Raw genomic sequence first — 24097 nt, forward strand, 5'->3', positions numbered from 1 at the left:
TTTTGCTGGTAGCTGTAGCGAGGTTGTTTTACCGAGTACGATTTAATACAGGCAGCGTAAATAAGCTTTAATGCAGGCATCCAGGCCCATTTCAATGGCGTCTACGGTAAATGCATGGCCAATAGACACTTCGCTTAATTGGTTTACGCTGTTTTTAAATAATAATAAATTGTGTAAGTTTAGGTCGTGACCTGCATTCAATCCGAGGCCGATATCGCCGGCCAGAATGCTCGCATCAATGAATTTCTGTAAGACCGCATCTTGTTGTTTTGTGCCGAAGGCTTCAGCGTAGGGGCCGGTGTAGAGCTCTATTCGGTCTGCGCCCACGGATTTCGCTAAGCGGATTTGCTCTAACTCTGGATCCATAAATAAGCTAACACGCACACCGAGGTCTTTCAGCTCCTCTATTATTGGGCTTAGCCGTTCACCGTCACGATGCAAATCAAAGCCATGATCGGACGTTAATTGCGCGTCGCCATCGGGTACGAGTGTGCATTGTGCGGGGCGAATTTGACGGACTATTTCCATAAAACCCGGGTAGTCGCTAATGCCTTGGCGGGAGGATTTCATCGCCGGGGCAAATGGGTTGCCTTCAATATTAAATTCAACGTTTAGTGTTTCAGCTAGCTCAAAACAGTCGCTGACCCGAATATGACGTTGATCGGGGCGAGGGTGCACTGTAATGCCGTGGGCGCCTGCGGCAACGCAGCGGGCGGCGTGCAGTGTGACACTGGGGTAGTCGGTGTCTCTGGAGTTTCTGATTAGGGCTATTTTATTCAGATTAATGCTTAGGGCTGTCAAATTAGACCTCTTGCGCTAAGCGCATGGTTTATTGCTGATCGACGTGGGCATTAATAAGTAGAATAGGTTCAACTGGAACATCGTCGAAGTGACCAACGCTGTGAGTGCGGCTTACAGAGATGTCACGGAGTACATCTTGGCCTTCTATTACTTTACCAAATACTGCGTAACCGGCTTTGCCCATTCTGGCGTCGAGACTCAGGTTCATGCCCATATTAAAGTAGAACTGGGAGCGAGCACTGTCTGGCTCATTCGTTCGCCCCATGGCAATGGTCCAGCGTTCATTGCTTAATTTGCTGGTTCTGGCTTCATTGATTATCGGCTCGCCGTTTTCTTTTTCGACCATGTCAGCTGTCAAACCGCCTCCTTGTACGGCAAAGCGACGAATAACACGGTGAAATATGGTGCCATTGTAAAAGCCGCTATGCACGTAGCCTAAAAAATTCGCAACGGTTATTGGTGATTTGTCGGGGTATAGCTCAACTGAGATATTGCCTTTGCTGGTCTCTAGAATTACAACCGGATTACTGACGGCTTCCTGTGCATAGCTGCTTGCAGGGAATAGCCATGCGAGGGCAATAATGAGTGAAAGATAACGTAGCATTCTTAGCCCCAATCTGAACGTCGTTTAGGCATCATTTTCGGAATAATCAATGTGATCATAACGCCGATTAAAACAGCAAAGGCGCCGTTAAGGAAAAACTCGTTTTCTTTGTCTTCACGCAAGCGGGTGTTGTCGGTTTTTAAGACGTCTACTTCGCTGCTAAGCATTTGATTAGATTGAAGCAAGCGGCGATTGTCCTCGTCGAGCTTTATCGCGCTCGCGGAAACGCGTTTAATTTCCGCCAGTTCTTCGCTAAGCGCGGTATTTTCCTGTTCTAGGTCGCTGACGGTGTTGCTGGTTTCTGTGCTGCTTTGGGTGGTGCTTTTAAGTTGTTCGCGAAGTTCTTTATTCGATTTGGATAATTCAGCGACTTCCTGCTTTGCAGCGTTTAGCAGCGAACGCGCTACTGGGCTTTCGACTAAATAATGGCTCGGCAGCCAACCTTCGACGCCGCGATCCGTTTTTACTCTTGAATAGCCGCTATCTTCATTTGTTTCGAGTAGTTCCAGCTTTTCACCACTGGGAAGGCCACGATGGATAATGCGGTGTTTAGTGGTATCGCCGACGCGCAGAGGCACATATATTTTGTCGCTGATATAGCGAGTTTCTGCGAAGGCCATGCTACCTAGGCTAAGTAGGAGGATCGATGTGCCGACAAGAATCGAATTTTTCACTGGATTTTCCACGTTAATAAGCTGCGATAAACGGTTAAAAATTAAGAATAAAGCACTTGACGGCTTACTTCAATTTTATTGCTTTTAGGGCAAAACCTTTTTATAGGGTTTTACGCAAACTTTGGCGTAAACCCCTGCGTCAATATAGGGGTCGGCGTCGGCCCACCGTTGTGCCTCTGCGAGGCTGGGAAATTCCGCAATAATTAGGCTGCCAGTGAAACCTGCTTCGCCGGGATCATTGCTGTCAATTGCCGGGTGCGGCCCTGCCATAACTAGCCGACCTTGGCTTTTTAGTTCTTCTAAGCGGGCAATATGTGCTGGTCGTGCTTCAAGGCGCTTGGCTAAGCTGTTTTCGACATCTTCGCTGATTACGGCGTATAGCATTTAGGATTCCTGATTGATTTTAAATATATCTTCGAAGCTGAGTGCGGTGAGTTTTTCAATGCGCTTCACAAGGTAGAACATGGCGCCCAGCATGACGATTGTGCAGGGCAGGGCAATAACGGGAAAGCTAAGACCGGTCATTTTGCCCAATTCCGCGCTGTATTCGGCGCTCCCCGGCGGACTGACAAGCAGAATTTTTGCCAAGGCATAGTTAAGTGTGGCAGACAGAAAGAATGAAAAAGCGATCATATAGGTGGCTGTCTGCAACGCTTTTTGGAACATGGCGCCGCTATTGTGCTTGTTTAGCGCGCTGGTGACTTTTTCGGTATCAATAATTTCATCGTTAAAGATAAAGGTTTTTATCAATGGGTAGGGGGTATACAGTGAAATTAATGTGGCAATGCCAATTAGAGCCGGAATGCTGGCTTCTTTAATAGCTATATATTCAGCGTCGAGTTCTAATAGGCTTATACCGCCTGTTAGCAAGACGCTAATAAAACCCAAGATCGCGAACATATTGGCGCGACGGGTTTTTACGAAGTCGTAGACACCGAAGCCGAGTGGGAAGGCTAAGGCAATCACGATACTATAGCTAGGGCCGAGGTAGGCTTCGCTGCTGAGTTTGGTCAGTATCAATGTGGGAATGATGATATTGAACAGCAGATTAACGATGACACTGTGTCGTGGTTTATTTGGCGCCTGCTCCGGCATATTGGATCCTATTTGGCCTTGCTGTCGATGGGAATGGCTGATGTTAGTCAGTGTACTGTTGCACCACTACGACGCGGCAGTGATAATCCGCCCCACTATACCTATTTTCAAAATTCATCACTAGCCTCCGAGGGGAATAGCCTTGATTGTTGATTTACACACTCACACGACAGCGTCTGATGGTGGTCTCTCTCCATTTGAGTTGGTTCAGCGTGCTCGTGAGCGGGGTGTGCAACTGATGGCGATTACCGATCACGATACGGTTGCAGGTTTTGCAGAGCTCCAAGCCGCTGCGGGGGATGATTTACGTTTGCTAGCGGGAATTGAGCTTTCGTGTACGTGGTCTGGCGTCAATATTCATGTTTTGGGCTTGGGAATTGATATTGCTGCTCCAGCCTTTGTTTCTGAGCTGGAAGGGCAGCGCAGTGCGCGCGATTCCCGAGCGAAGCTTATCGGCCAGCGTTTAGATAAACTGGGTTTTGCAGGCAGCTATGAGGCCGCTGCAAAATTAGCAGAGGGGCGGGCAATTGGTCGTCCGGATTTTGCGCGTGTTTTGGTGGCAGAGGGTCATGTAGACTCGATGGCGACGGCATTTGATAAATACCTTGGCGCTGGAAAAGTCGGTGACATCAAGGCGGTATGGCCGTCTTTAAGTGAAGTGGTTAGTTGGATTCGCGGCGCCGGTGGTGTCGCGGTCATCGCGCACCCGCTTCAGTATAAAATGACCAATGCTAAACTACGCCGTATGTTGACGGAGTTTAAGGAAGCGGGCGGCGAAGCCTTGGAAGTGTGCAATGGTCGGCCGTCACCGCAAGATCTAGGTTATTTGCGCCAGCTTTGTCAGCAGTTCGAGCTAGAGGCTTCTGCGGGCAGTGATTTTCATCACCCAAGTAGCTGGTCTGAGTTGGGTTGCGACGCCAAGGTTGTTGCCCCTTGCACACCGGTGTGGGCGCGTTGGCAAGCCAGCGAGCCGCTTTAAAATTATTAACGGAGGCTTCACGTGAGCCAGCTCTTTCAGATACACCCAGAAAACCCCCAAGCCCGCCTCATAAAGCAGGCGGCAGATATTATTCGTGGCGGTGGTGTGATTGCCTACCCGACGGACTCGGCTTACGCCTTGGGTTGTCATTTAGGGGATAAAAACGCCCTCGAGCGGGTGCGCGCAATTCGCCGCCTTGATGACAAGCATAATTTTACCCTCATGTGCAGTGATCTCTCGGAGTTGGGGGCCTACGCGAAGGTAGATAACACCGCATTCCGTTTGCTGAAGGCACTGATTCCTGGGCCGTATACCTTTATTTTGCGCGCCACACCCGAAGTACCTAAGCGCTTGCTCCAACCTAAGCGCAAAAGTGTGGGGCTGCGAGTGCCGGCCAATCAGATTTGCTTGGATTTACTGGCTGAGCTGGGTGAGCCCCTAATGAGCGTTAGTCTCATCCTGCCGGGCGAAGAACTGCCAATGACGGACCCCTATGATATTCGAGATACCTTGAGGGGCTTGGTGGATTTAGTCATCGATGGCGGTTATTGCGGCATGGAGGCGACTTCCGTCATCGATTTGGTTGACGAAGTTCCGGTAATAATACGCAGAGGCCTCGGCGACGTCAGTCAATTCGAGGATTCGCTGTGACCGGCGGCCAGATGCACGTATAATCTCGCCCTTGGTGAATGATATCGTGAGATCTCAGTAATAGTGCAAGACGAGCAGACAGAACAGCAGCCCAATGTGGCGGCGCAAACCGCGGCAGACGATGTCTCAATAGCGGCAGAACTCCGCACTGGGCGATTAGAGCCCGTTGTCGAGTTGCCCGCTGCACCACTCGAAATCGTCAGTTTGAAAGCCATTCGCCAGCAACCACAGCAGGGCGAAATGCCTTTTGCCGTGGTTCAGGGCAAGGCGCTCACCGAAATTCCCAAAGACCTTTATATTCCCCCAGAAGCCCTTGAAGTATTTCTGGAAGCTTTTGAAGGCCCGCTGGACCTGCTTCTATACCTCATCAAACGTCAAAATCTGGATATCCTCGAGATTAACGTCGCGCAAATTACCGAACAGTACATGCAGTACGTGAATATGATGAGCGCGATGCAGTTTGAATTAGCGTCGGAATATTTGCTGATGGCGGCTATGCTCGCGGAAATTAAATCGCGAATGCTGTTGCCGCGTTCGGCGGAAGCCCTAGACGATGAGGAAGACCCTCGCGCTCAGTTAATACGGCGCCTGCAAGAATATGAGCGGTTTAAACAGGCCGCAGAGAGTATTGACCAACTGCCAAGGATTGGTCGCGACACCTATATAGCCCAAATTGATCCGCCAGCGGCCGAAAAGCGCCGTGCCGAGCCCGACGTTGATCTCAAAGAGTTGATGTTGGTGCTTGGTGACGTACTGCGGCGCGCTGATTTATTTGAAAGCCATCAAGTTCAGCGTGAGAAGCTATCAACCCGTGAGCGTATGTCTGAAGTGCTGGCTGTTTTGCGCTCAGATAGCTTTGTGCCCTTTGTAAGTTTGTTTAGAGCCGAAGAAGGCCGCTTGGGTGTGGTCGTGACATTTTTGGCTATTATGGAATTGATTAAAGAGTCGCTGGTTGAGATCGTTCAATCCGAGGCTTTTGGCCCCATTCACGTGAAAGCGAAAGTAATCTAATGCTCGAACAATCACAATTAAAACGTATTTTAGAAGCCGCGCTAGTGGCGGTCGGTCGGCCGCTTTCGCTGCAGCAGTTAAGCGAGCTATTTGACCCGGAAGATCGTCCCATCACAGGCGATCTGCAAGACGCATTAAAAGCCATAGGCGAAGATTGTGAAGGACGGGGCTTTGAACTTAAAGTCGTGGCCAGCGGTTACCGCATACAAGTTTGCGAAGATCTTGCTCCGTGGGTCGGGCGGCTCTGGGAAGAAAAGCCCCAACGTTATTCCCGCGCCATGCTCGAGACCTTAGCCTTAATCGCTTATCGCCAGCCGATTACTCGGGGCGATATCGAAGATATTCGCGGTGTTGCGGTAAGCTCTCAGATCATTAAAACCATGCTGGAGCGGGAGTGGGTGCGTGTGGTCGGCCACAAAGACGTGCCTGGCCGTCCGGCCATGTATGCGACTACGCGTAAATTTTTAGACTATTTCAATTTGCGCAATTTAGATGAACTCCCCAGCCTTGCTGATATTGCCGATTTAGATACCCTTAATGGCGAGTTAGATCTCGATACCGGTGAATTTAGCCCGAATGCAGATACGGCCGAGGGTACAGAAACAGACGCGGAGATCAGCGCAAGTGAAGACCGTGGCGACGAAGTGCTAAGTGATTTAGCCCTGGAAGCTGACACTGAAATTGATAGCGACGCAGAATTTGAATTCGATACCGCTGAAGACCAAGACCAAGACCAAGACCAAGACCAAGACAGCCGCGACCTTAATTCCTCCTCCGAGACCCTTCTTTAATGATACCAACTGATGAAAAACTACAAAAAGTACTGGCCCGTGCCGGTTTAGGTTCGCGCCGAGAAATGGAGAAAGTCATCAGCGAAGGCCGGGTGACAGTTGATGGTCGTGTTGCAGGTTTGGGCGATCGCGTTACTGCTGGCGTTAAAATTCAACTCGACGGCAAGCCGCTGCGTATAGAAGGCGCCGCGGCAAAACCGCGTATTTTATTGTACAACAAGCCCGAGGGCGAAATTTGCAGCCGGAAAGACCCGGAGGGCCGGCGTTCAGTATTTGATCGTTTACCGCGGCTGCAGGGCGAGCGCTGGATCTCAGTTGGCCGACTCGATTTTAATACGACAGGCTTGTTGTTGTTCACCACCGATGGTGATCTCGCCAATAAATTGATGCATCCATCGACCACCATTGAACGCGAATATTTGTGCCGGGTAATGGGTACGGCTACGCCGGCAGTTATGCAGCAACTGCGTGATGGCGTGCAGCTAGAAGATGGTTTGGCGCGTTTTGCTGACATCGTCGATGGCGGCGGAGAGGGTTTCAATCATTGGTATTACGTGGTGATTATGGAAGGCCGTAACCGCGAGGTAAGACGCTTGTGGGAGTCGCAGGACCTGCAGGTTAATCGCTTGAAACGGGTTCGTTACGGCACGGTATTCATTCCTTCTAAAGTCAAAGTCGGGCAGTGGACTGAATTGAACGATGACGATATTGCCAGTGTTTATCAAATGGCTGATTTGCCTGCGCCCCTGAGCGCACCGGCTGGTGGTCGAGGCCGAAAGTCGCGTTAAGTTTTGTGAGGTGAGGCAAAAATCAAAAAGGCCCTTACGGGCCTTTTATAGTAGAAAATTTGGATTTTTTGAGGGTCAATGAATCGCTTGTTTCTCAAGCGCGGTCGCGGTGTCGATGCCATCCCAGTGGTCGGTTCGGCCTTCTCGCCAGCCTGTGAGCCATTCTTGTTTGAGTTGATCTTGATTATGCGGGCAATTGTCTTTCTGTTTTCCAGCTATACCAGCTTGATATCCGCGTTGGTAAGCTCTTTCAGTCATGTCGCGTTTCTGTCTTCTCATTGGGCATACGCCTCCAGCAGTGTAGTCAACATATCGCTCCGGGCTTTGATAAGTGCGTCTAACCCGGTTTTCTGGCACCATCGCGTGACTTACCGCGATAGGAACTCCATGTAATCAAACTTTCATAGTGTTCGTCGAAGACCTATTGCTTATATGTATCCAACTCTTTAGATGCATGCCGTATAAGGCGGTATGCTATTGTTTATAAACAATTTTAAATTTAACACTAGTTCTCCCCAGAGGTTTTATGAGTCAAAAGCGTTCTTTTATCGCGACCTGTCCTAAGGGATTAGAGCAATTACTTGCATCTGAAATCGCCAGTTTAGGAGGCGAACCCCTTCGGGAGACCGTGGGTGCGATGATGTTTAATGCCGATTTAGCAACGGTGTATCGCCTTTGTTTGTGGTCCCGTCTGGCTAACCGAGTGTTATTGATTTTGTCGGAGTTTCGCGGCGAAAGCGCAGAGGACTTATATCAGGGCTTGTCGGCGATTGATTGGCAGGCGCATATGCTGGCCACGAATAGCATTAGCGTGGATTTTAACGGCCAGACAGACGAAATTCGCAACAGTCATTTTGGGGCGTTAAAGAGTAAAGACGCCGTAGTTGATTATTTCTTGGCCCGGGGCGAAGCGCGGCCGAGTGTTGATAAAAGTGCACCAGATATCCGTATTAATATTCGCCTCAATCGAGGCCAGATTACCGCTTGTCTCGACTTGTCTGGGGAGAGCCTACATCGCCGTGGTTACCGCAGTAGTGGGGCAATGGCGCCATTAAAAGAAAATTTGGCGGCGGCATTATTGCTGCGCGCCGATTGGCCGGGGATTGCCAGTCGCGCAGGTGCTTTGATCGACCCCATGTGTGGCTCCGGAACATTGCTTATCGAAGGCGCGATGATGGCAATGAACATTGCGCCGGGTTTGCTGCGCCAGCGCTGGGGTTTTCGGGGCTGGTTGGAACATGATCAATCGCTGTGGGAAAGTATTGTCGACCAAGCTGAAGCTCAGCGTAGTTTGGCTTTGACGCGCGAGTGGCCAGAAATTCGAGGTTACGATGCAAATGGTAAAATCGTCGCACAGGCGCAGGAAAATATTGAAAACGCAGGCTTAGAACGTTTTATTAAAGTGTCGAGAAGGGAGCTGGCTCAGCTGGCTAAACCAACTCACCGAGAGTTGGATCACGGCTTACTCATCACCAACCCGCCTTATGGTGAGCGATTAGGAGAGCAGGCGGAGCTGTTGCATTTGTATCGTCATTTGGGGCAGTCGATGCTGGCGCATTTCAGCGGCTGGCAGGGTGCGGTGTTTACGGGTAATGCCGATTTAGGTAAGCGCATGGGGATTCGTAGCTATAAGCAATATCAATTGCTCAATGGCACCATAGCCGCGAAATTATTGCTGTTTAATATTGGCCCCGACGCGCAGGTACGTGAACGCCGTCCTGATGTTCAGCAAGAGAGTGCAGCTGAATCATTACAGCTCACTTCTGGTGGGCAGATGTTTGCCAATCGCCTGCGTAAAAATTTAAAGCGCTTATCTAAATGGCGCAGCAAGAATGGTATTGAGTGTTTCCGGGTATATGATGCCGATATGCCGGAATACGCTGTAGCAGTCGATTGCTACGGGAGCGCAGTGCATATTGCGGAGTATATGGCGCCGATTTCTGTGCCGGAAGAGGATGCTGAGCGACGTTTACGCGAGGTTATCGAGGCGGTGAGTCAAGTATTCAATCTCTCGGCTAATAATATTGCAGTCAAGGAGCGGCGTAGACAGCGCGGCAAAGATCAGTATCAGCGCCAAGCGCCGCGTAATACCGTAATGGAGCTTCAAGAAGGGCAGGCCAAAGTCTTAGTCAATTTGTATGACTATTTGGACACCGGCTTATTTTTGGATCACCGTCCTGTGCGGCTGGATATTGCAGCGCGCGCTAAAAACAAACGTTTTTTAAATTTGTTCAGTTATACCGCAGTCGCATCAGTGCAGGCGGGAATTGGTGGCGCTAAGGTGACCACCTCTGTTGATATGTCGCATACCTATTTGCAGTGGGCGCGGCGCAATCTGTCGCTCAATGGTTTAAGTGAGTCTCGGCATCGTACTGAGCATGGTGATTGTCGGCGGTGGTTGAAGGAGTGCAAAGATCAGTACGATCTCATTTTGCTTGATCCACCAACATTTTCCAATTCTAAGCGTATGGACGATGTGCTGGATATTCAGCGCGATCACGGCGAACTAATCAACGATGCGATGGCATGTTTGGCGCCCGACGGATTGCTGATTTTCTCGACGAATAAACGTGATTTTATATTGGATCAAGAATTGACGAGCAAATATAAAATGGAAGACCGTACCCGCTGGTCGCTCGATGAGGATTTTTCGCGCGGTGGTAAACCAATTCATTATTGCTGGTATATCACGCGTTAAAGCTGCGTACCTTATTTTTGTTTTGCGTATAAAAAAGCCCGCCGTGATCGTACGCGGCGGGCTTTTTGCTTTAAGCTTTTCTTAAAGAACGGTGACGTTAGCTGCTTGTGGTCCTTTCTGGCCAGTTTGCACGTCAAACTCAACTGCTTGACCTTCAGCTAGCGTTTTAAAGCCGGTGCCGCCAATAGCGCTGAAGTGTACAAAAACATCTGGGCCCGAATCTTGTTCAATAAAACCAAAGCCTTTTGTTTCGTTGAACCATTTTACTTTTCCGGTGCTTCTAGACATAACATGTGCCTCGTTGTGTTAATAAATGCCTTTTATGGTGCTTGAGCTGAGATAGGCAGGGACTTATGAAACAGAACGAGGTACTTAAAACGACTTCGTGGTGCTTATACATAAAACCAAGCTGCATCCGTAGCCAGCATGATTATTATATACATATAAAAAAGCCGCTTTGGAAGAGCTTAGCGTTGCGTAGCGCGATTTTTTATTTCGTTCGCCGTGGTGGTAAACCCGTGTGCTGAGTTAAAACTCTACGACCTTTGCCGTGCTTTGGCGTCCAATTGACGGGCTGCCGGGGCGGAACCAAATGTTTTTTACCATAGCCAATCAAGTCCTTACGTCCCATTGCTAGCAATGCTTCACGTATCGATGGCCAGCCTTCAGGGTCGTGGTAGCGCAATAATGCTTTGTGTAATCGACGCTGTTTCAGGCCCTTGGCACTCACCACATCTTCGCTGGTCCGCGATACTTTCTTAAGCGGATTTTTTCCGGAGTAATACATCGCCGTGGCATTCGCCATTGGCGAGGGGTAAAAAGCTTGCACCTGGTCGGCGCGGAAGCTATTGCCTTTTAGCCACATGGCTAAATTCATCATGTCTTTATCAGTAGTGCCGGGGTGGGCGGCGATAAAGTAGGGAATTAAATACTGCTCTTTACCCGCCTGTTTGGAATATTTATCAAACATGGCTTTGAATTTGTCATAGCTGCTCATGTCCGGCTTCATCATTTTCGATAGCGGACCCTCTTCAGAATGTTCTGGAGCAATTTTTAAGTAACCGCCAACGTGGTGGGTCACTAATTCTTTGACATATTCAGGGGTTTCGATGGCCAAGTCATAGCGCAGCCCCGAGGCGATTAATACTTTTTTAACGCCTGTTAACTCGCGCACATCGCGGTATAAATCAATGAGAGGTGTCTGATCGGTATTGAGGCTTTTGCATATGCTGGGGTAAACACAGGATAGGCGACGACAGCGGCTTTCGATTTCAGTACTTTTGCAATTTAAGCGCCACATATTGGCGGTGGGGCCACCTAAATCCGAAATCACGCCGGTGAATTCCGGGGTTTTATCTCGGATTTTTTCGACTTCTTTTACAATTGATTCGTGGGAGCGGCTTTGAATGATCCGCCCCTCATGCTCGGTAATTGAGCAGAAGCTACAGCCGCCAAAGCAGCCGCGCATGATATTGACCGAGAAACGAATCATCTCGTAAGCGGGAATCTTGGCATTGCCGTAAATGGGGTGCGGCTTGCGTTGATAGGGTAGCTCAAATACCCAGTCGAGTTCTTCCGTTGTCAAAGGGATCGGCGGCGGATTTAGCCAGACCTCTTGATCACCGTGCCGTTGCACTAAGGCTCTAGCATTGCCAGGATTGGTTTCTAAATGTAGAACGCGCGCAGCGTGGGCATAATTCACTGGATCGTTTTTGACGACATCATAATCGGGTAAGCGGATTACGGTTTTGGCAGCATCCGTTCCTGATTTGCGGGCTTGTAGTGGATCGACAATTCTAACGGTCTGCACGACGTCGGTGGCACTTTCCGTGTCGGGATTTTCCTCGTTCTTTTTGCAGCTCTCGGTGGCGCTAGTGTCAACGTAGGGGCTGGTGATCTTGTCGACCTTGCCGACTTGGTCAACACTGGAGGAATCGATGACAGTCCAGCCGTCAGGGACATCACGGGTAACAAACGCGGTGCCCCGTAGATCGCGAATACTGTGGATGGTGTCGCCGCGGCCAAGGCGGTGTGCCACGTCGATAATCGCCCGCTCGGCATTGCCGTAGAGCAATAAGTCCGCTCTAGAATCGAGCAATACTGAACGTCTAACTTTGTCGCTCCAATAATCGTAGTGGGCGATACGGCGCAAACTGGCTTCAATCGAGCCAATTACAATGGGTGTGTCTTTATAGGCTTCGCGACAGCGCTGAGAGTAAACGATAACGGCGCGGTCTGGGCGTTTGCCTCCTTCATTGCCGGGCGTGTAGGCGTCGTCATGACGTAGGCGACGGTCGGCGGTGTAACGATTGATCATGGAGTCCATATTGCCAGAGGCAACCCCAAAAAATAGATTGGGTTGCCCAAGGGCTTTAAATGGTTCGGCGGATTGCCAGTCGGGCTGGGCAATGATGCCGACACGGAAGCCCTGCGCTTCCAGCACGCGGCCAATAACGGCCATGCCAAAACTGGGGTGGTCGACATAGGCGTCGCCCGTCACAATGATGATGTCGCAGCTATCCCAGCCGAGCGCGTCCATCTCTTCCCTCGATGTCGGGAGATATGGCGCGGTGCCGAAACACTCAGCCCAATAGGGGCGGTGGCTAAATATGGTTTTTGGGGTTTGCATAGCTGAAGACATGGCGATAACGCAGTAATCCGAAAAAAGGGGCATTATACTTGATAATGTGCCCACTTGCTGGCTGTAAAGCGCCTGCTGGTAAATATAAATAGACGGACTAAGTGCTTGAATTTTTTAAGGAATAGAGAGTAAATGAGTGCCTGCGGCGCAATCGATTATTAAAAGGGACTACAAATGGAATGGTTGAACACGAATATAGCGTACTGGCACTGGATGGTTTTTGGTATTTTGCTGGTTGTGAGTGAGATATTTATTCCCGTTTTTGTAATGATTTGGTTTGGCGCCAGTGCGATTGCCGTTGGCTTGATACTGTCCGTGGTAGAAATGCCGCTCAGTGTTCAATTATTATTTTGGCTCGGTTTGTCGATTGCTGATTTGGTGGTGTGGTTTAAGTTTATTCACCCCAAAATGAAGAACCGAACTTTATCTGGTATGTCGCGGGAGCAGGCAATTGGTCAAGAAGGTATGGTAATTCGGCTTGGGCCAGAATTGGAACAGGGTACAATGCGCTTTTCCATACCGCTGCTGGGGAGCGACGAATGGCAATTTATTTGCCGAGAGCCGATTGCTGTCGGTGACCGTGTAAGCGTTGAAGAAATATCAGGCAATACCTTAATCGTTCGTGCCGCAAGTAAAGCCGCGTAATGTTTAATATAAACTGATTCAAAAAGCAGGGAGTTTGCGATGGATGGTTTGGCAGTAGTAATAGCGCTGGCAATTTTAGTGATCGTTACCTTATTTAAAGGGGTACGAACCGTTCCCCAGGGTTATAAGCATATTGTTCAGCGTTTGGGGAAATACCACGTTACCCTAAATCCGGGTTTGAATTTTATTATTCCCTATATTGATGATGTGTCATACAAACTGACCACGAAAGATATTGTGCTGGATATCCCGTCGCAGGAAGTGATAACCGAAGACAATGCAGTGATCATTGCGAATGCGGTTGCCTATATCAATATCGTGGCGCCAGAAAAGGCCGTGTATGGTGTAGAGAACTACACCTTTGCAATTCAAAACTTGGTGCAGACGGCTCTCCGCTCGATTATTGGTGAAATGGCTTTGGATTCGGCGTTGTCATCGCGGGATCAAATTAAAGCTAAGCTCAAAGCGGCAATTTCTGAAGATATTGCGGATTGGGGCATTACGCTGAAAACGGTTGAGATTCAGGATATCAATCCATCGCAGACTATGCAGGCGGCGATGGAAGAACAGGCGGCGGCCGAACGCCAGCGCCGCGCTGCTGTCACAAAAGCAGAAGGCGAAAAACAGGCCGCGATCCTAGAAGCCGATGGCCGCCTGGAGGCATCGCGTCGTGATGCCCAAGCTCAAGTGGTTTTAGCTAAGGCCAGCGGCGCAGCAATTTCCCTGATTTCTGAAGCGGTAGGAAGTGAAGAATTGCCGGTATTGTATTTACTGGGCGAGAAATACACTGATGCCTTATTGCAGCTATCTTCGTCAGATAATGCCAAAACAGTGGTATTACCTGCTGATTTACCGCAAGCACTACGTGGCATTTTAAATAAAGTTTAAGTCGGAGTTGAGCGTTTTACATGGATCATACTTATCGTTTAGTGATCAGCTGCCCAGACCGCGTGGGCATTGTTGCGCGGGTTAGTCAATTTGTTGCAGAGCAGGGCGGTTGGCTCACCGAAGCCAATTACCATGCCGATGCGGAGAGTAACTGGTTTTTTATGCGCAATGAAATTCGCGCTGAATCCTTAAAAGTCAGCGCCGAGCGCTGTCGGGACGCTTTTGCACCAATCGCTGCCGAATATGGCATGCATTGGGCATTGGTCGATTCCGCAGTAAAGCGTCGGGTAGTGATACTGGCCAGTCATGCCTCGCATTGTCTTGCAGATATACTACACCGCTGGCATAGCGGCGAATTAGACTGTGATATTCCCTGTGTTATCTCCAATCATGAAAATTTGCGTAGCATGGTGGAATGGCATGGTATTCCCTTTGAGTACGTGGCAATTGATCCAGATAATAAAGCGCCTGCACATGCAAAAATTATGGCGATGGCACAGTCTTATCAAGCCGATTGCGTGGTGCTAGCGCGCTATATGCAAATTATTCAACCTGAGTTTTGCCAAGCCTACGCCGGCCGAATGATTAATATACACCACAGTTTTTTGCCTTCGTTTATTGGTGCAAACCCTTATCAGAAGGCATTTGATCGTGGTGTTAAGCTGATTGGCGCTACTTGCCATTACGTCACTGAGCGGCTAGATGAAGGTCCGATCATTGAGCAAGACGTTATTCGGGTATCTCATCGGCATAGCAAAGATGATCTTGTACGTTTGGGCAAGGATGTAGAAAAGTCTGTGCTAGCAAGAGCCCTACGTAATCATCTTGAAGACCGCGTACTGGTTCACGGAAACAAGACTGTAGTGTTTGATTAAACAGGCAAAATTTAAACTGTCATAAAATTGTCACTAAAAATGGTTTTAATGCAGCTAACAAATTTTGCAAAAAAAGGTTAATGGAATGACGTCAGCCACCATATTGATTGTCGATGATGAGAGTGCAATCCGCGAAATGATACGGGTTGGGCTTGAACTGGCGGGTTATAACTGTCTAGAAGCGAGCAATGCCCAGGACGCACATGGGATTATTGTCGATCAACGTCCTGATCTAGTCTTGCTGGATTGGATGATGCCAGTGACCAGCGGCTTAGAGTTATTGCGCAGGTTGCGCCGTGATGAGCTGACTAAAGATTTGCTGGTAATTATGTTAACCGCGAAAGACGATGAAGATAATCGTGTGCAAGGCCTTGATGTCGGCGCAGATGACTACATTACTAAGCCATTTTCATCGCGGGAGTTAATGGCCCGCATAAAAGCCATCATGCGGCGCTCTAGTAGTCGTGACGAGGAAGTGAGCATCGAAGTGGCGGGCCTGAAACTCGATCCTAGCAGTCATCGCGTGTTTGTTGACGCAACCCCCTTAGATATGGGCCCCACCGAGTTTAAATTACTAAAATTCTTTATGACCCACCAAGAGCGAGCTTATAGCCGTGGTCAGCTTCTAGACCAGGTTTGGGGAACCAATGTGTATGTTGAAGAACGCACAGTAGACGTACATATCAGACGACTTCGTAAGGCTTTGCAGACCGAACTCCGCGACTGTGGGCTATTAATTCAAACCGTTCGCGGAACCGGTTACCGGTTTTCAACTACAGGTGTCTGCGCGTAGCGCAAAATAATGCGGTATTACAGTTGGAAGGCAGAGTTATTGCGGGTTGGCGTGCCACTCTCATTGGTCGCCGGAACGTGTGCACTATTTGATCTTGGGGTTTTACCCCTATTGGTAGCGGCCGTGCTTGCCTGTGCGTGGTTATTGCGACACTTACAGCGCTTATCTGACTGGTTGTACGGCGGTGCCAAGGATGATCCACCAGAGGCTGTAGGGATGTGGGGACAGGTTTTTGACGTAATTTACGAGCTGCAGCGGGATTCTTCGCAAAATAGCGACCGCTTGCAAGCTATGATCGATTATTTACATTCGTCATTTGCATCCATGTCAGATGCTGTGGTGATGCTTGATCCCCATGGCAATATTGAATGGTGTAATTCGTCGGCTCACGACTTGCTGGGACTGCGTGAAGTAGACGACAAAGGCCGGCAGTTGGTGAATTTGCTCCGAAGTCCCGCCTTCTTGCGCTACTTTGAGGCAGAGCGTTATCAAGCCCCCTTGGAGATGGTGTCACCCGTCAATAGCTTGATTAATTTGAGTATCAGCGTCAGCTTTTTCGGTAGGCGTAATCGACTTTTGTTTGCCCGTGATGTTACTCGCACCCACCGGTTAGAACAGATGCGCAAGGATTTCGTTGCGAATGTTTCCCATGAATTGCGCACACCGCTTACCGTTATCAATGGTTATCTGGAAACCTTTGCCGAGTACGGTGGTGAAAATGGTCGTTGGGATCGAGCCGTAGATCAGATGCTGCAGCAATCTCGACGTATGAATCTATTGATTCAAGATCTTATGCTGCTATCGCGCTTAGAGTCTGTGCCCAAGCTGGCCGACGAAAGCCTTATTCGCTTGCGGCCATTAATGGAAATGATTAGAGAAGAGAGTGGTACCGCCGCAAAAGGCCAGCGCCGTATAGAAATCGAATGTGACGATAATATTGCAATCAATGGTAATGCCAATGAATTGCGCAGTGCATTCTCTAATTTAGCAGTCAATGCCGCGCGATATACCGCTGAAAATGACCGAATAATTCTGCGCTGGTATCAAGATGATTATCATGCGTACTTCGAAGTAGAGGACACGGGCATTGGCATTGAACCTCAATATATTCCCCGTTTAACCGAGCGCTTTTATCGCGTGGATCAGAGCCGATCCCTTGATACTGGTGGCACTGGCTTGGGTTTGGCAATTGTGAAGCATGTGCTAATTCGTCACCGAGCTGAATTGCGTATTCGTAGCGCGCCCAATCAAGGCAGCGTCTTTACCTGTGTTTTTCCGAAATCTGCCGCGGTTGCTGTCTAGCCTCAGCGGGCTCTCTTCGCCAGTAATTACAGTACTGTCACAAAGTTGTCATAATTCGCCTATAAAGTGGCCTCACTGAAGTAGCTTATATTGGTTTAGGAGTATCGAAGTGAAGATTAAACACATAGCAGTAAGTGCACTTATGACTATCTCTGCAGCGGTCGCTGTAGCTGAAGCCAAGGTTGATAGCGCCTTACCAGACTACGCTATCGTTTCCGGCGTATCAGGTAATTTGTCTAGTGTTGGTTCAGATACCCTAGCCAATTTAATGACATTGTGGGGTGAAGATTTTAAGCGCAATTACCCCAATATAAATATCCAGATTCAAGCCGCGGGCTCGTCTACAGCACCGCCAGCATTGACCGAAGGCACGTCGAATATTGGGCCTATGAGCCGGAAGATGAAGGATAAGGAGTTAGAATCTTTCGAAACTAAGTTTGGCTACAAACCTACTGCTGTGCCGGTTGCGATTGATGCCTTGGCGGTGTTTGTTCATAAGGATAACCCAATTGAAGGCCTGACCATGGCACAGGTCGATGCCGTGTTCTCTAGTACTCATAAGTGTGGCCATAGTGCCAATGTTGATACCTGGGGCGGCCTCGGTATGACAGGAGCTTGGACTGCGCGCGATATTCAAATGTTTGGCCGTAACTCGGTGTCAGGGACTTACGGCTACTTCAAAGAAGAAGCGCTATGTAAGGGTGACTTCAAAAACGGTGTGAATGAGCAACCAGGCTCTGCGTCAGTTGTGCAGTCTGTTTCAACCTCTATTAATGGTATTGGTTACTCAGGCATCGGTTATAAAACTTCGAGCGTACGCGCGGTGCCATTGGCAAAGGATGAAAAGAGCAAGTTTGTTGAAGCTAACGCCGAGAACGCGACTAAAGGTAGTTACCCGCTGTCACGCTTCCTCTATGTATACGTGAACAAGGCACCGAATAAGCCCTTAGCGCCTTTGGAACGTGAATTCATTAAGCTCGTACTGTCTAAGCAAGGCCAGCAGGTTGTGGTCAAAGATGGCTATATCCCGCTACCGGCAAGTGTTGTAGCAAAGATCGAAGCTAAGTTGGCCCTTTAATAAGCTGTAGGTGCCGTTGATGAATGCCGTAGATTCAAATCGCGGCATTTTTTGCTGCAAGTGTCATATTAATGTAACAAATTTGTCATATTGTGTGCGCAGGTTTTAAGAGAGCGAAAGAAATGAGTCAGTCCGAGGTTCGAGCTACCGCTTCCGCCTATCGTCAGTGGCGAAAAGTCAAAGACGGTATGGCTACCGCGACCATCACCGCCGGTGGTATCAGTGTACTGTTTGCAATATTGCTGATTTTTTTCTACCTGCTCTTTGAAATTATGCCGTTGTTTGAGTCGGCATCGTTGGAAGATGGCCAGCAATACCCCGCGACGAGCGAGGCTCCAAGTATCTACTTGGCAATGGAAGAGCAAGCTGAGGTTGGTTTTAGCTTAGACCGATCCGGCCGGGCTGACTTTTTTCAGGTAAGCGATGGCAAGTTATTGCTGAGCAATGCACTTCCACTCGATGGCGCAGAGATTAGCAGTTTTGCTTTGGACTCTGAGGTAAGCCGAATTTTCGCGCTGGGCTTAAGTAACGGGCGAGTATTGATTGCCAAGCATGATTATCGAACTAGTTACCCAGATGATAAACGTTTAATTAGCCCGGAGCTTCGTTTCCCCTATGGTGAACAAAGCTTAGTGCTTACTGAAAATGGTCCAATAGACCAGTTGGCGATCAGCGACAGTGATGATGAACTGCTTTTGATTGCGGTGAGTCAAGGCAAGCTTATTGGCCGTCGCTGGGTGAAAGAAGAAGACTTCCTCAGCGAAGAAGTTAGTCTAGTCGAAGAGCCCGTTGAGCTACCAGTTTTAGACATTAGTGCTGATCGCGTAGTGGTAGGCCCTGATCAGCGCTGGCTGTATGTCTTAAGTAATGACGGCGGCTATCGTCTGATCGATCTTGGCCGAGTGAATGTGGCAGATCGAGGCTACCTTTTTGACAGCGGTAAGCTGAATGAGGCGCGGTTTTTATTGGGTGGAATTTCTTTGCTGACGGCTAGTGATCAGGGCGAGGTCGGTCAGTGGTTTGTGGTTCGCGATGGCGAACGCGAATCGGGATATCGTTTGCAGGCGGTTAGGCAATTTGACGTGCCGAAAGGCAGTGGCGCCACACTCGTCACCGAGCATCGCCGCAAAGGCTTTGCAAGCGTTAGTAAACAGGGCCACCTGGATCTTTTTTACACCACCTCACATCGGCGTTTGCTCAATGCTGACCTAGATATTGGCCTTGTTAGTGCGATCGCGATTTCGCCACGGGCTGATAAGCTGCTGATCGAAAATGAGAGTGGTACGCGGTACAGCTACGAACTCCACAACGAACATCCCGAGCTTTCGTGGTCGGCATTGTGGAGTAAGGTATGGTACGAAAGTTACCCCGAGGCCGATTACGTTTGGCAGTCATCTGCCTCGAATAATGATTTCGAAGCAAAATACAGCTTTGCGCCACTGGCTTTCGGTACCTTAAAAGCGGCATTTTACGCGATGTTGATCGCCGCGCCGCTAGCAATATGCGGCGCAATCTACACCGCTTATTTTATGGCGCCAGCACTACGCAGAAAAGTTAAGCCACTTATCGAATTAATGGAAGCCTTGCCGACGGTTATCCTCGGTTTTCTCGCGGGCTTGTGGTTAGCGCCATTCATTGAAAAAAACATGCCTGCGGTTTTCTCCATGTTTTTGGTGATGCCATTTGGAATTCTGCTATTTGCCTGGGCTTGGTCTCAAGTACCCATCGGCATACGACGCCTTGTGCCAGACGGCTGGCATCCGGTGTTGCTAGTCCCGATTATTCTTGGGATTGTGACGGCCTGCGTCGCGCTCGGCGCGCCGATGGAACGAGCATTTTTTGGCGGCGATATGCGGGCGTGGCTAACCAGTGATATGGGTGTGTCATTCGATCAGCGCAATGCCTTGGTGGTAGGTATCGCCATGGGCTTCGCGGTCATTCCCACCATTTTTTCGATTGCCGAAGATGCCATATTTTCTGTTCCCAAACACCTCAGTTACGGCTCTTTGGCATTGGGTGCAACCCCTTGGCAGAGTCTTGTTGGGGTAGTGATGCCGACTGCGAGCCCAGGTATTTTTTCAGCGCTGATGATTGGTATGGGTAGAGCCGTTGGTGAGACGATGATTGTACTGATGGCAACGGGTAATACGCCGATTATGGATGCAAATATATTTGAAGGTATGCGGACTTTGGCGGCTAATATCGCGGTTGAAATTGGCGAGACCGAAGTTGCTAGTTCCCATTATCGGATCTTGTTTTTGGCAGCCTTTGTATTGTTTATGTTTACCTTTTTCGTTAACACAATTGCGGAAACAGTGCGTCAGCGGCTGCGCATGCGTTACGGAAATCTTTAATCTTGCTGTCGCATTGGGCTGAAATACAGGAAATTTAACAATGTCTTTGCACGATGATAACAAGCAGGGCCTAGTCGAGTGGTGTAAGCGCGGCGAACCAATGATTTGGTTGAACGCCGCCGCCGTTACCGTGAGTACGCTTGCCGTTATTGGCTTGTTGCTGCTGTTAGCGGTTAGGGGCTTTGGCCATTTCTGGCCGGCGTCGGTGGTCCAAGCGCAATATAATTTGCCTGGTGAAACCTCGGTGCCGATTTTGGCTGAGCGGGTGGAAGAAGAGAGTGTACCCATTGAGCAGCTTTTAAGTGCGGGTTTTAAAATTAACGCCGACGAGCCATTTGTAAAGCGTGAGCTTGTTAAGGTGGGTAATCGTGATGTCGGTGGTGCAGATTTTCAGTGGGTGATAACCCGGCATTTAGAAGATCCAAGCTACCCAATCGACGCCGTGGTAGTGGAGCGCCGAGAGTGGGGTAATTTTTACGGCTTTTTGCGTGAGGTAAAAGAGCAGGGGCAGGTCGTTGCAAATGCTGAGCAAGACGGCGACAAAGCCTGGTCTGCGTTTATTGATCGAATTGAGCGCGCCAGCGATATACACGATAAAATTGCGAAGATTGAGAAAAAAGACATTGGCAGTATTAATTATCAATTTGAAAAACTGCGTTTGCAGGAGCGCGGCTTAGCGTTAGACACAGATCTTGATGCGTCGCGCCGGCAAGAGATTGAAGCGGATATTGCGCTTTCGCGAGCGGAGTTAGACATTCAATACAAGGCATTGCAAGCGCAGTTGGCCGATCTCTACACGCAATGGAATCGCGATAGCTTTACCATAGAGACCAGCGGTGGACAGTTACGCGAGCAAGCTTTAGCGACAGTAGTCAAAGCCTATCGGCCCAACGCCATGCATCTTGGGCAGAAAGTAGTATTTTATTTCCAAAAATTTGCTGAGTTCCTCACCGATGAGCCTCGCGAAGCTAATACTGAGGGTGGAATTTTCCCGGCGATATTCGGCACGGTGATTATGGTGTTGATTATGTCTGTTCTGGTAACGCCCTTTGGTGTTGTTGCAGCAGTTTATCTGCGTGAATACGCCAAGCAAGGATTAATGACGCGCATAGTGCGAATAGCGGTAAATAACCTCGCCGGGGTACCGTCGATCGTTTACGGTGTATTTGGTTTAGGCTTCTTTATATATTTTCTTGGTGCAGAAATGGATAAGGCGCTGTTTGCTGAGGCGCTGCCTGCCCCTACTTTTGGCACGCCGGGCTTGCTGTGGGCGTCGGTTACATTGGCGTTGTTAACTTTGCCTGTGGTCATTGTGGCGACGGAAGAGGGCTTGGCGCGCATTCCTCGGAACTTACGTGAAGGCAGTCTCGCTTTAGGTGCAACCAAGGCTGAAACGCTATGGCGGGTTGTACTCCCTATGGCCAGTCCCGCAATGATGACCGGGTTGATTTTGGCAGTGGCCAGAGCAGCGGGCGAAGTGGCGCCACTGATGTTGGTGGGGGTGGTGAAATTAGCGCCGTCGCTACCTGTGGATGGCAATTTTCCGTATTTCCATCTAGATCAAAAGTTTATGCATTTGGGTTTCCATATATATGATGTGGGTTTCCAAAGTCCAAATGTTGAGGCAGCGCGGCCATTGGTATACGCGACGGCGTTGCTACTGGTAGTGATTATTGCGTTACTTAATTTGAGTGCGGTGGCTTTGCGTAATCATTTACGTGAAAAATACAAATCACTGGAAATGTAAGCGCGTGAATAAAGTGAATGAAAAGGCGGCGAATTTTATGACGACAGATAAAGCGGCAGTGAAGTCACATGCCATCAATATGGAATCACTGGGTCGCAATCGGGTAGAACAATCTATTCACGATGAAGATATTACCCTGTCGGTGGATAACCTCGACCTTTATTACGGCGAAAAACAGGCGCTGTTTGATGTCAATATGGTCATTCCGCGTAAAAAAGTGACAGCCTTTATCGGGCCTAGCGGCTGCGGTAAATCGACACTATTGCGCTGCTTCAACCGCATGAACGATTTGGTTGATAGCTGCAGAGTAGAAGGGGGCATCTCACTCGATGGTTCCAATATTTACGATAAACGCGTGGATGTCGCTACATTGCGCCGCCGGGTTGGTATGGTGTTCCAGAAACCCAATCCCTTTCCAAAATCGATCTATGAAAACGTGGCTTATGGCCTGCGGATTCAGGGTATAAATAAAAAACGTGTTCTGGATGAAGTCGTTGAACGCTCATTGCGCGGCGCGGCACTGTGGGATGAGGTTAAAGATCGTTTGCATGACAATGCACTTGGTATGTCGGGTGGGCAGCAACAGCGTCTTGTTATTGCGCGTACTATCGCTGTAGAGCCAGAGGTGCTGCTATTGGATGAGCCTGCTTCGGCACTGGATCCAATTTCCACATTAAAAATAGAAGAATTGATTTACGAACTTAAAGATAAATACACCATTGTTATTGTCACACACAATATGCAGCAGGCGGCGCGAGTATCTGACTATACGGCGTTTATGTACATCGGCAAGCTAATTGAATTTGATAATACCGATGTACTGTTTACTAACCCGACGAATAAGCAAACCGAAGATTACATTACCGGACGCTATGGTTAAGCTGGCGCTGGCTGATTCTAGCTTGCTGTTTGCTCGTGCATTAATGGGAGAACTGAGATGAAAGAAAAAAATTCGCATACCCACCATATATCCCAGCAGTTTAATACTGAGTTAGACGATATTAAAACTCGGATGCTGGAAATGGGTGGCTTGGTTGAAAAGCAGGTCGCGGATGCAACGAATGCTTTTATGAGCCTCGACACCGGTTTGGCCGAAGAGGTTAAGAAAGGCGATAAGTTGGTTAACGCCTTAGAAGTATCCATTGATGAAGATTGCACAATTATTCTAGCGCGCAGGCAGCCTGCCGCCAGCGATCTGCGCTTGGTTTTGTCGATCAGTAAAATACTGAGCGACTTAGAACGCATGGGCGATGAAGCGAGTAAAGTTGCAGAGAGCGCTATTAAGTTGACTGAGCTTGGTGGCTTGCCACGCAGTGTTCTTGAGATTCGCCACATCGGTGATCATGTTGCTGGCATGGTGAGGGGATCATTGGATGCATTCGCACGCTTTGATATTGATCTCGCTCTTGAAGTAGCTGAAGAAGATAAGGCGGTTGACCTCGAATACGGCACCGCGATGCGTAGTTTGGTGACCTATATGATCGAAGACCCACGCACTATTTCGTCTGTACTACAGGTAATGTGGGCGCTTCGTTCTTTAGAGCGAGTAGGTGACCATGCCCGTAATATTGCCGAACACGTTATTTATTTGGTGAAGGGTGCTAACGTTCGCCACGTTAATATTGAAGAAATGGCGGCCACTGTCCAGGATCAGTCTTAAGCTGTTTGGGGGGGATGCCCCC

At 49.1% G+C, this 24097-nt stretch carries 24 protein-coding genes; 16 read left to right on the top strand and 8 right to left on the bottom strand.

All coding sequences use genetic code 11. The features are described from left to right. Positions 1-42: 42 nt before the first annotated feature. The 5 genes from ABD836_RS02285 to ABD836_RS02305 form a co-directional block, all read right to left on the bottom strand. The gene (locus ABD836_RS02285; protein WP_344932140.1) at positions 43-801 is read right to left on the bottom strand and encodes a pyridoxine 5'-phosphate synthase; all 759 of its coding nucleotides are present in this window, start codon (positions 799-801) and stop codon (positions 43-45) included. A gap of 28 nt (positions 802-829) precedes the next feature. Then, positions 830-1405 (bottom strand): peptidylprolyl isomerase, encoded by a 576-nt coding sequence (locus ABD836_RS02290; protein ID WP_344932141.1) that lies wholly within the window; start codon positions 1403-1405, stop codon positions 830-832. A 2-nt stretch (positions 1406-1407) separates the two neighbouring features. Beyond that, entirely contained in the window at positions 1408-2079 is a 672-nt protein-coding gene (locus ABD836_RS02295; RefSeq protein WP_344932143.1) for a TIGR04211 family SH3 domain-containing protein, read from the bottom strand. 84 nt (positions 2080-2163) lie between these two features. Further along, the gene (locus ABD836_RS02300) at positions 2164-2463 is read right to left on the bottom strand and encodes a YciI family protein (RefSeq protein WP_344932144.1); all 300 of its coding nucleotides are present in this window, start codon (positions 2461-2463) and stop codon (positions 2164-2166) included. Then, positions 2464-3174, bottom strand: coding sequence for a VC0807 family protein (locus tag ABD836_RS02305; RefSeq protein ID WP_344932145.1), 711 nt, complete (start codon positions 3172-3174; stop codon positions 2464-2466). A gap of 142 nt (positions 3175-3316) precedes the next feature. Here ABD836_RS02305 and ABD836_RS02310 point away from each other — a divergent pair, with 142 nt between their 5' ends. The 5 genes from ABD836_RS02310 to rluB all read left to right on the top strand — a co-directional run bounded on the left by ABD836_RS02310 (position 3317) and on the right by rluB (position 7394). Continuing rightward, positions 3317-4153: a PHP domain-containing protein gene (locus tag ABD836_RS02310; protein ID WP_344932146.1), complete on the top strand. Its 837-nt coding sequence runs from the start codon at positions 3317-3319 to the stop codon at positions 4151-4153. Positions 4154-4174: 21 nt separating this feature from the next. Beyond that, on the top strand, positions 4175-4804 hold the full coding sequence (locus ABD836_RS02315) for an L-threonylcarbamoyladenylate synthase (protein WP_344932147.1): 630 nt from the start codon (positions 4175-4177) through the stop codon (positions 4802-4804). A 63-nt stretch (positions 4805-4867) separates the two neighbouring features. Next, positions 4868-5815 carry a segregation and condensation protein A gene (locus ABD836_RS02320; protein ID WP_425582998.1) on the top strand — a complete coding sequence of 316 codons (948 nt, stop codon included), beginning with the start codon at positions 4868-4870 and terminating at the stop codon, positions 5813-5815. Next, positions 5815-6606: an SMC-Scp complex subunit ScpB gene (gene scpB / locus ABD836_RS02325; RefSeq protein ID WP_344932148.1), complete on the top strand. Its 792-nt coding sequence runs from the start codon at positions 5815-5817 to the stop codon at positions 6604-6606. The genes ABD836_RS02320 and scpB overlap by 1 nt, the downstream gene beginning before the upstream one ends. Beyond that, positions 6606-7394 (top strand): 23S rRNA pseudouridine(2605) synthase RluB, encoded by a 789-nt coding sequence (rluB, locus tag ABD836_RS02330; protein ID WP_344932149.1) that lies wholly within the window; start codon positions 6606-6608, stop codon positions 7392-7394. The genes scpB and rluB overlap by 1 nt, the downstream gene beginning before the upstream one ends. Before the next feature lie 75 nt (positions 7395-7469). Here the strand turns inward: rluB and rmf are convergent, their stop codons facing one another. Beyond that, complete coding sequence (gene rmf, locus ABD836_RS02335) at positions 7470-7673, bottom strand: ribosome modulation factor (protein WP_344932150.1); 204 nt, start codon at positions 7671-7673, stop codon at positions 7470-7472. Between the two features lie 247 nt (positions 7674-7920). Between rmf and rlmKL the strand changes: the two genes are divergently transcribed. Further along, positions 7921-10092, top strand: a complete 2172-nt coding sequence (gene rlmKL / locus ABD836_RS02340) for a bifunctional 23S rRNA (guanine(2069)-N(7))-methyltransferase RlmK/23S rRNA (guanine(2445)-N(2))-methyltransferase RlmL (protein WP_344932151.1) — start codon at positions 7921-7923, stop codon at positions 10090-10092. Between the two features lie 81 nt (positions 10093-10173). Here rlmKL and ABD836_RS02345 read toward each other — a convergent pair whose 3' ends face one another. Together ABD836_RS02345 and ABD836_RS02350 are read right to left on the bottom strand one after the other, a co-directional pair. After that, entirely contained in the window at positions 10174-10380 is a 207-nt protein-coding gene (locus tag ABD836_RS02345; RefSeq protein WP_344932152.1) for a cold-shock protein, read from the bottom strand. Between the two features lie 202 nt (positions 10381-10582). Next, a complete protein-coding gene (locus ABD836_RS02350; protein ID WP_344933561.1) occupies positions 10583-12733 on the bottom strand; it encodes a YgiQ family radical SAM protein in 2151 nt (716 codons plus the stop codon). Between the two features lie 174 nt (positions 12734-12907). On the opposite strand from ABD836_RS02350, the gene ABD836_RS02355 reads away from it, so the two are divergent. The 10 genes from ABD836_RS02355 (at position 12908) to phoU (ending at position 24075) form a co-directional block, all read left to right on the top strand. Beyond that, entirely contained in the window at positions 12908-13378 is a 471-nt protein-coding gene (locus tag ABD836_RS02355; RefSeq protein ID WP_344932153.1) for an NfeD family protein, read from the top strand. 39 nt (positions 13379-13417) lie between these two features. After that, positions 13418-14266 (top strand): SPFH domain-containing protein, encoded by an 849-nt coding sequence (locus ABD836_RS02360; protein WP_344932155.1) that lies wholly within the window; start codon positions 13418-13420, stop codon positions 14264-14266. Between the two features lie 20 nt (positions 14267-14286). Beyond that, on the top strand, positions 14287-15141 hold the full coding sequence (purU, locus tag ABD836_RS02365; RefSeq protein WP_344932157.1) for a formyltetrahydrofolate deformylase: 855 nt from the start codon (positions 14287-14289) through the stop codon (positions 15139-15141). Positions 15142-15226: 85 nt separating this feature from the next. Continuing rightward, positions 15227-15934: a phosphate regulon transcriptional regulator PhoB gene (gene phoB, locus ABD836_RS02370; protein WP_344932158.1), complete on the top strand. Its 708-nt coding sequence runs from the start codon at positions 15227-15229 to the stop codon at positions 15932-15934. A gap of 9 nt (positions 15935-15943) precedes the next feature. Further along, positions 15944-17236: a phosphate regulon sensor histidine kinase PhoR gene (gene phoR, locus ABD836_RS02375; RefSeq protein ID WP_344932160.1), complete on the top strand. Its 1293-nt coding sequence runs from the start codon at positions 15944-15946 to the stop codon at positions 17234-17236. 109 nt (positions 17237-17345) lie between these two features. After that, positions 17346-18314 (top strand): PstS family phosphate ABC transporter substrate-binding protein, encoded by a 969-nt coding sequence (locus ABD836_RS02380; protein WP_344932161.1) that lies wholly within the window; start codon positions 17346-17348, stop codon positions 18312-18314. 122 nt (positions 18315-18436) lie between these two features. Further along, a complete protein-coding gene (locus ABD836_RS02385; protein ID WP_344932162.1) occupies positions 18437-20668 on the top strand; it encodes an ABC transporter permease subunit in 2232 nt (743 codons plus the stop codon). A 40-nt stretch (positions 20669-20708) separates the two neighbouring features. Further along, positions 20709-22415, top strand: coding sequence for a phosphate ABC transporter permease PstA (gene pstA, locus ABD836_RS02390; RefSeq protein WP_344932163.1), 1707 nt, complete (start codon positions 20709-20711; stop codon positions 22413-22415). A gap of 37 nt (positions 22416-22452) precedes the next feature. Then, positions 22453-23295 carry a phosphate ABC transporter ATP-binding protein PstB gene (pstB, locus tag ABD836_RS02395; protein ID WP_425582999.1) on the top strand — a complete coding sequence of 281 codons (843 nt, stop codon included), beginning with the start codon at positions 22453-22455 and terminating at the stop codon, positions 23293-23295. A 57-nt stretch (positions 23296-23352) separates the two neighbouring features. Beyond that, on the top strand, positions 23353-24075 hold the full coding sequence (phoU, locus tag ABD836_RS02400) for a phosphate signaling complex protein PhoU (protein WP_344932164.1): 723 nt from the start codon (positions 23353-23355) through the stop codon (positions 24073-24075). The last annotated feature ends 22 nt before the right edge of the window (positions 24076-24097 follow it).

The organism is Zhongshania borealis (assembly GCF_039539625.1).
GTDB lineage: Bacteria > Pseudomonadota > Gammaproteobacteria > Pseudomonadales > Spongiibacteraceae > Spongiibacter > Spongiibacter borealis.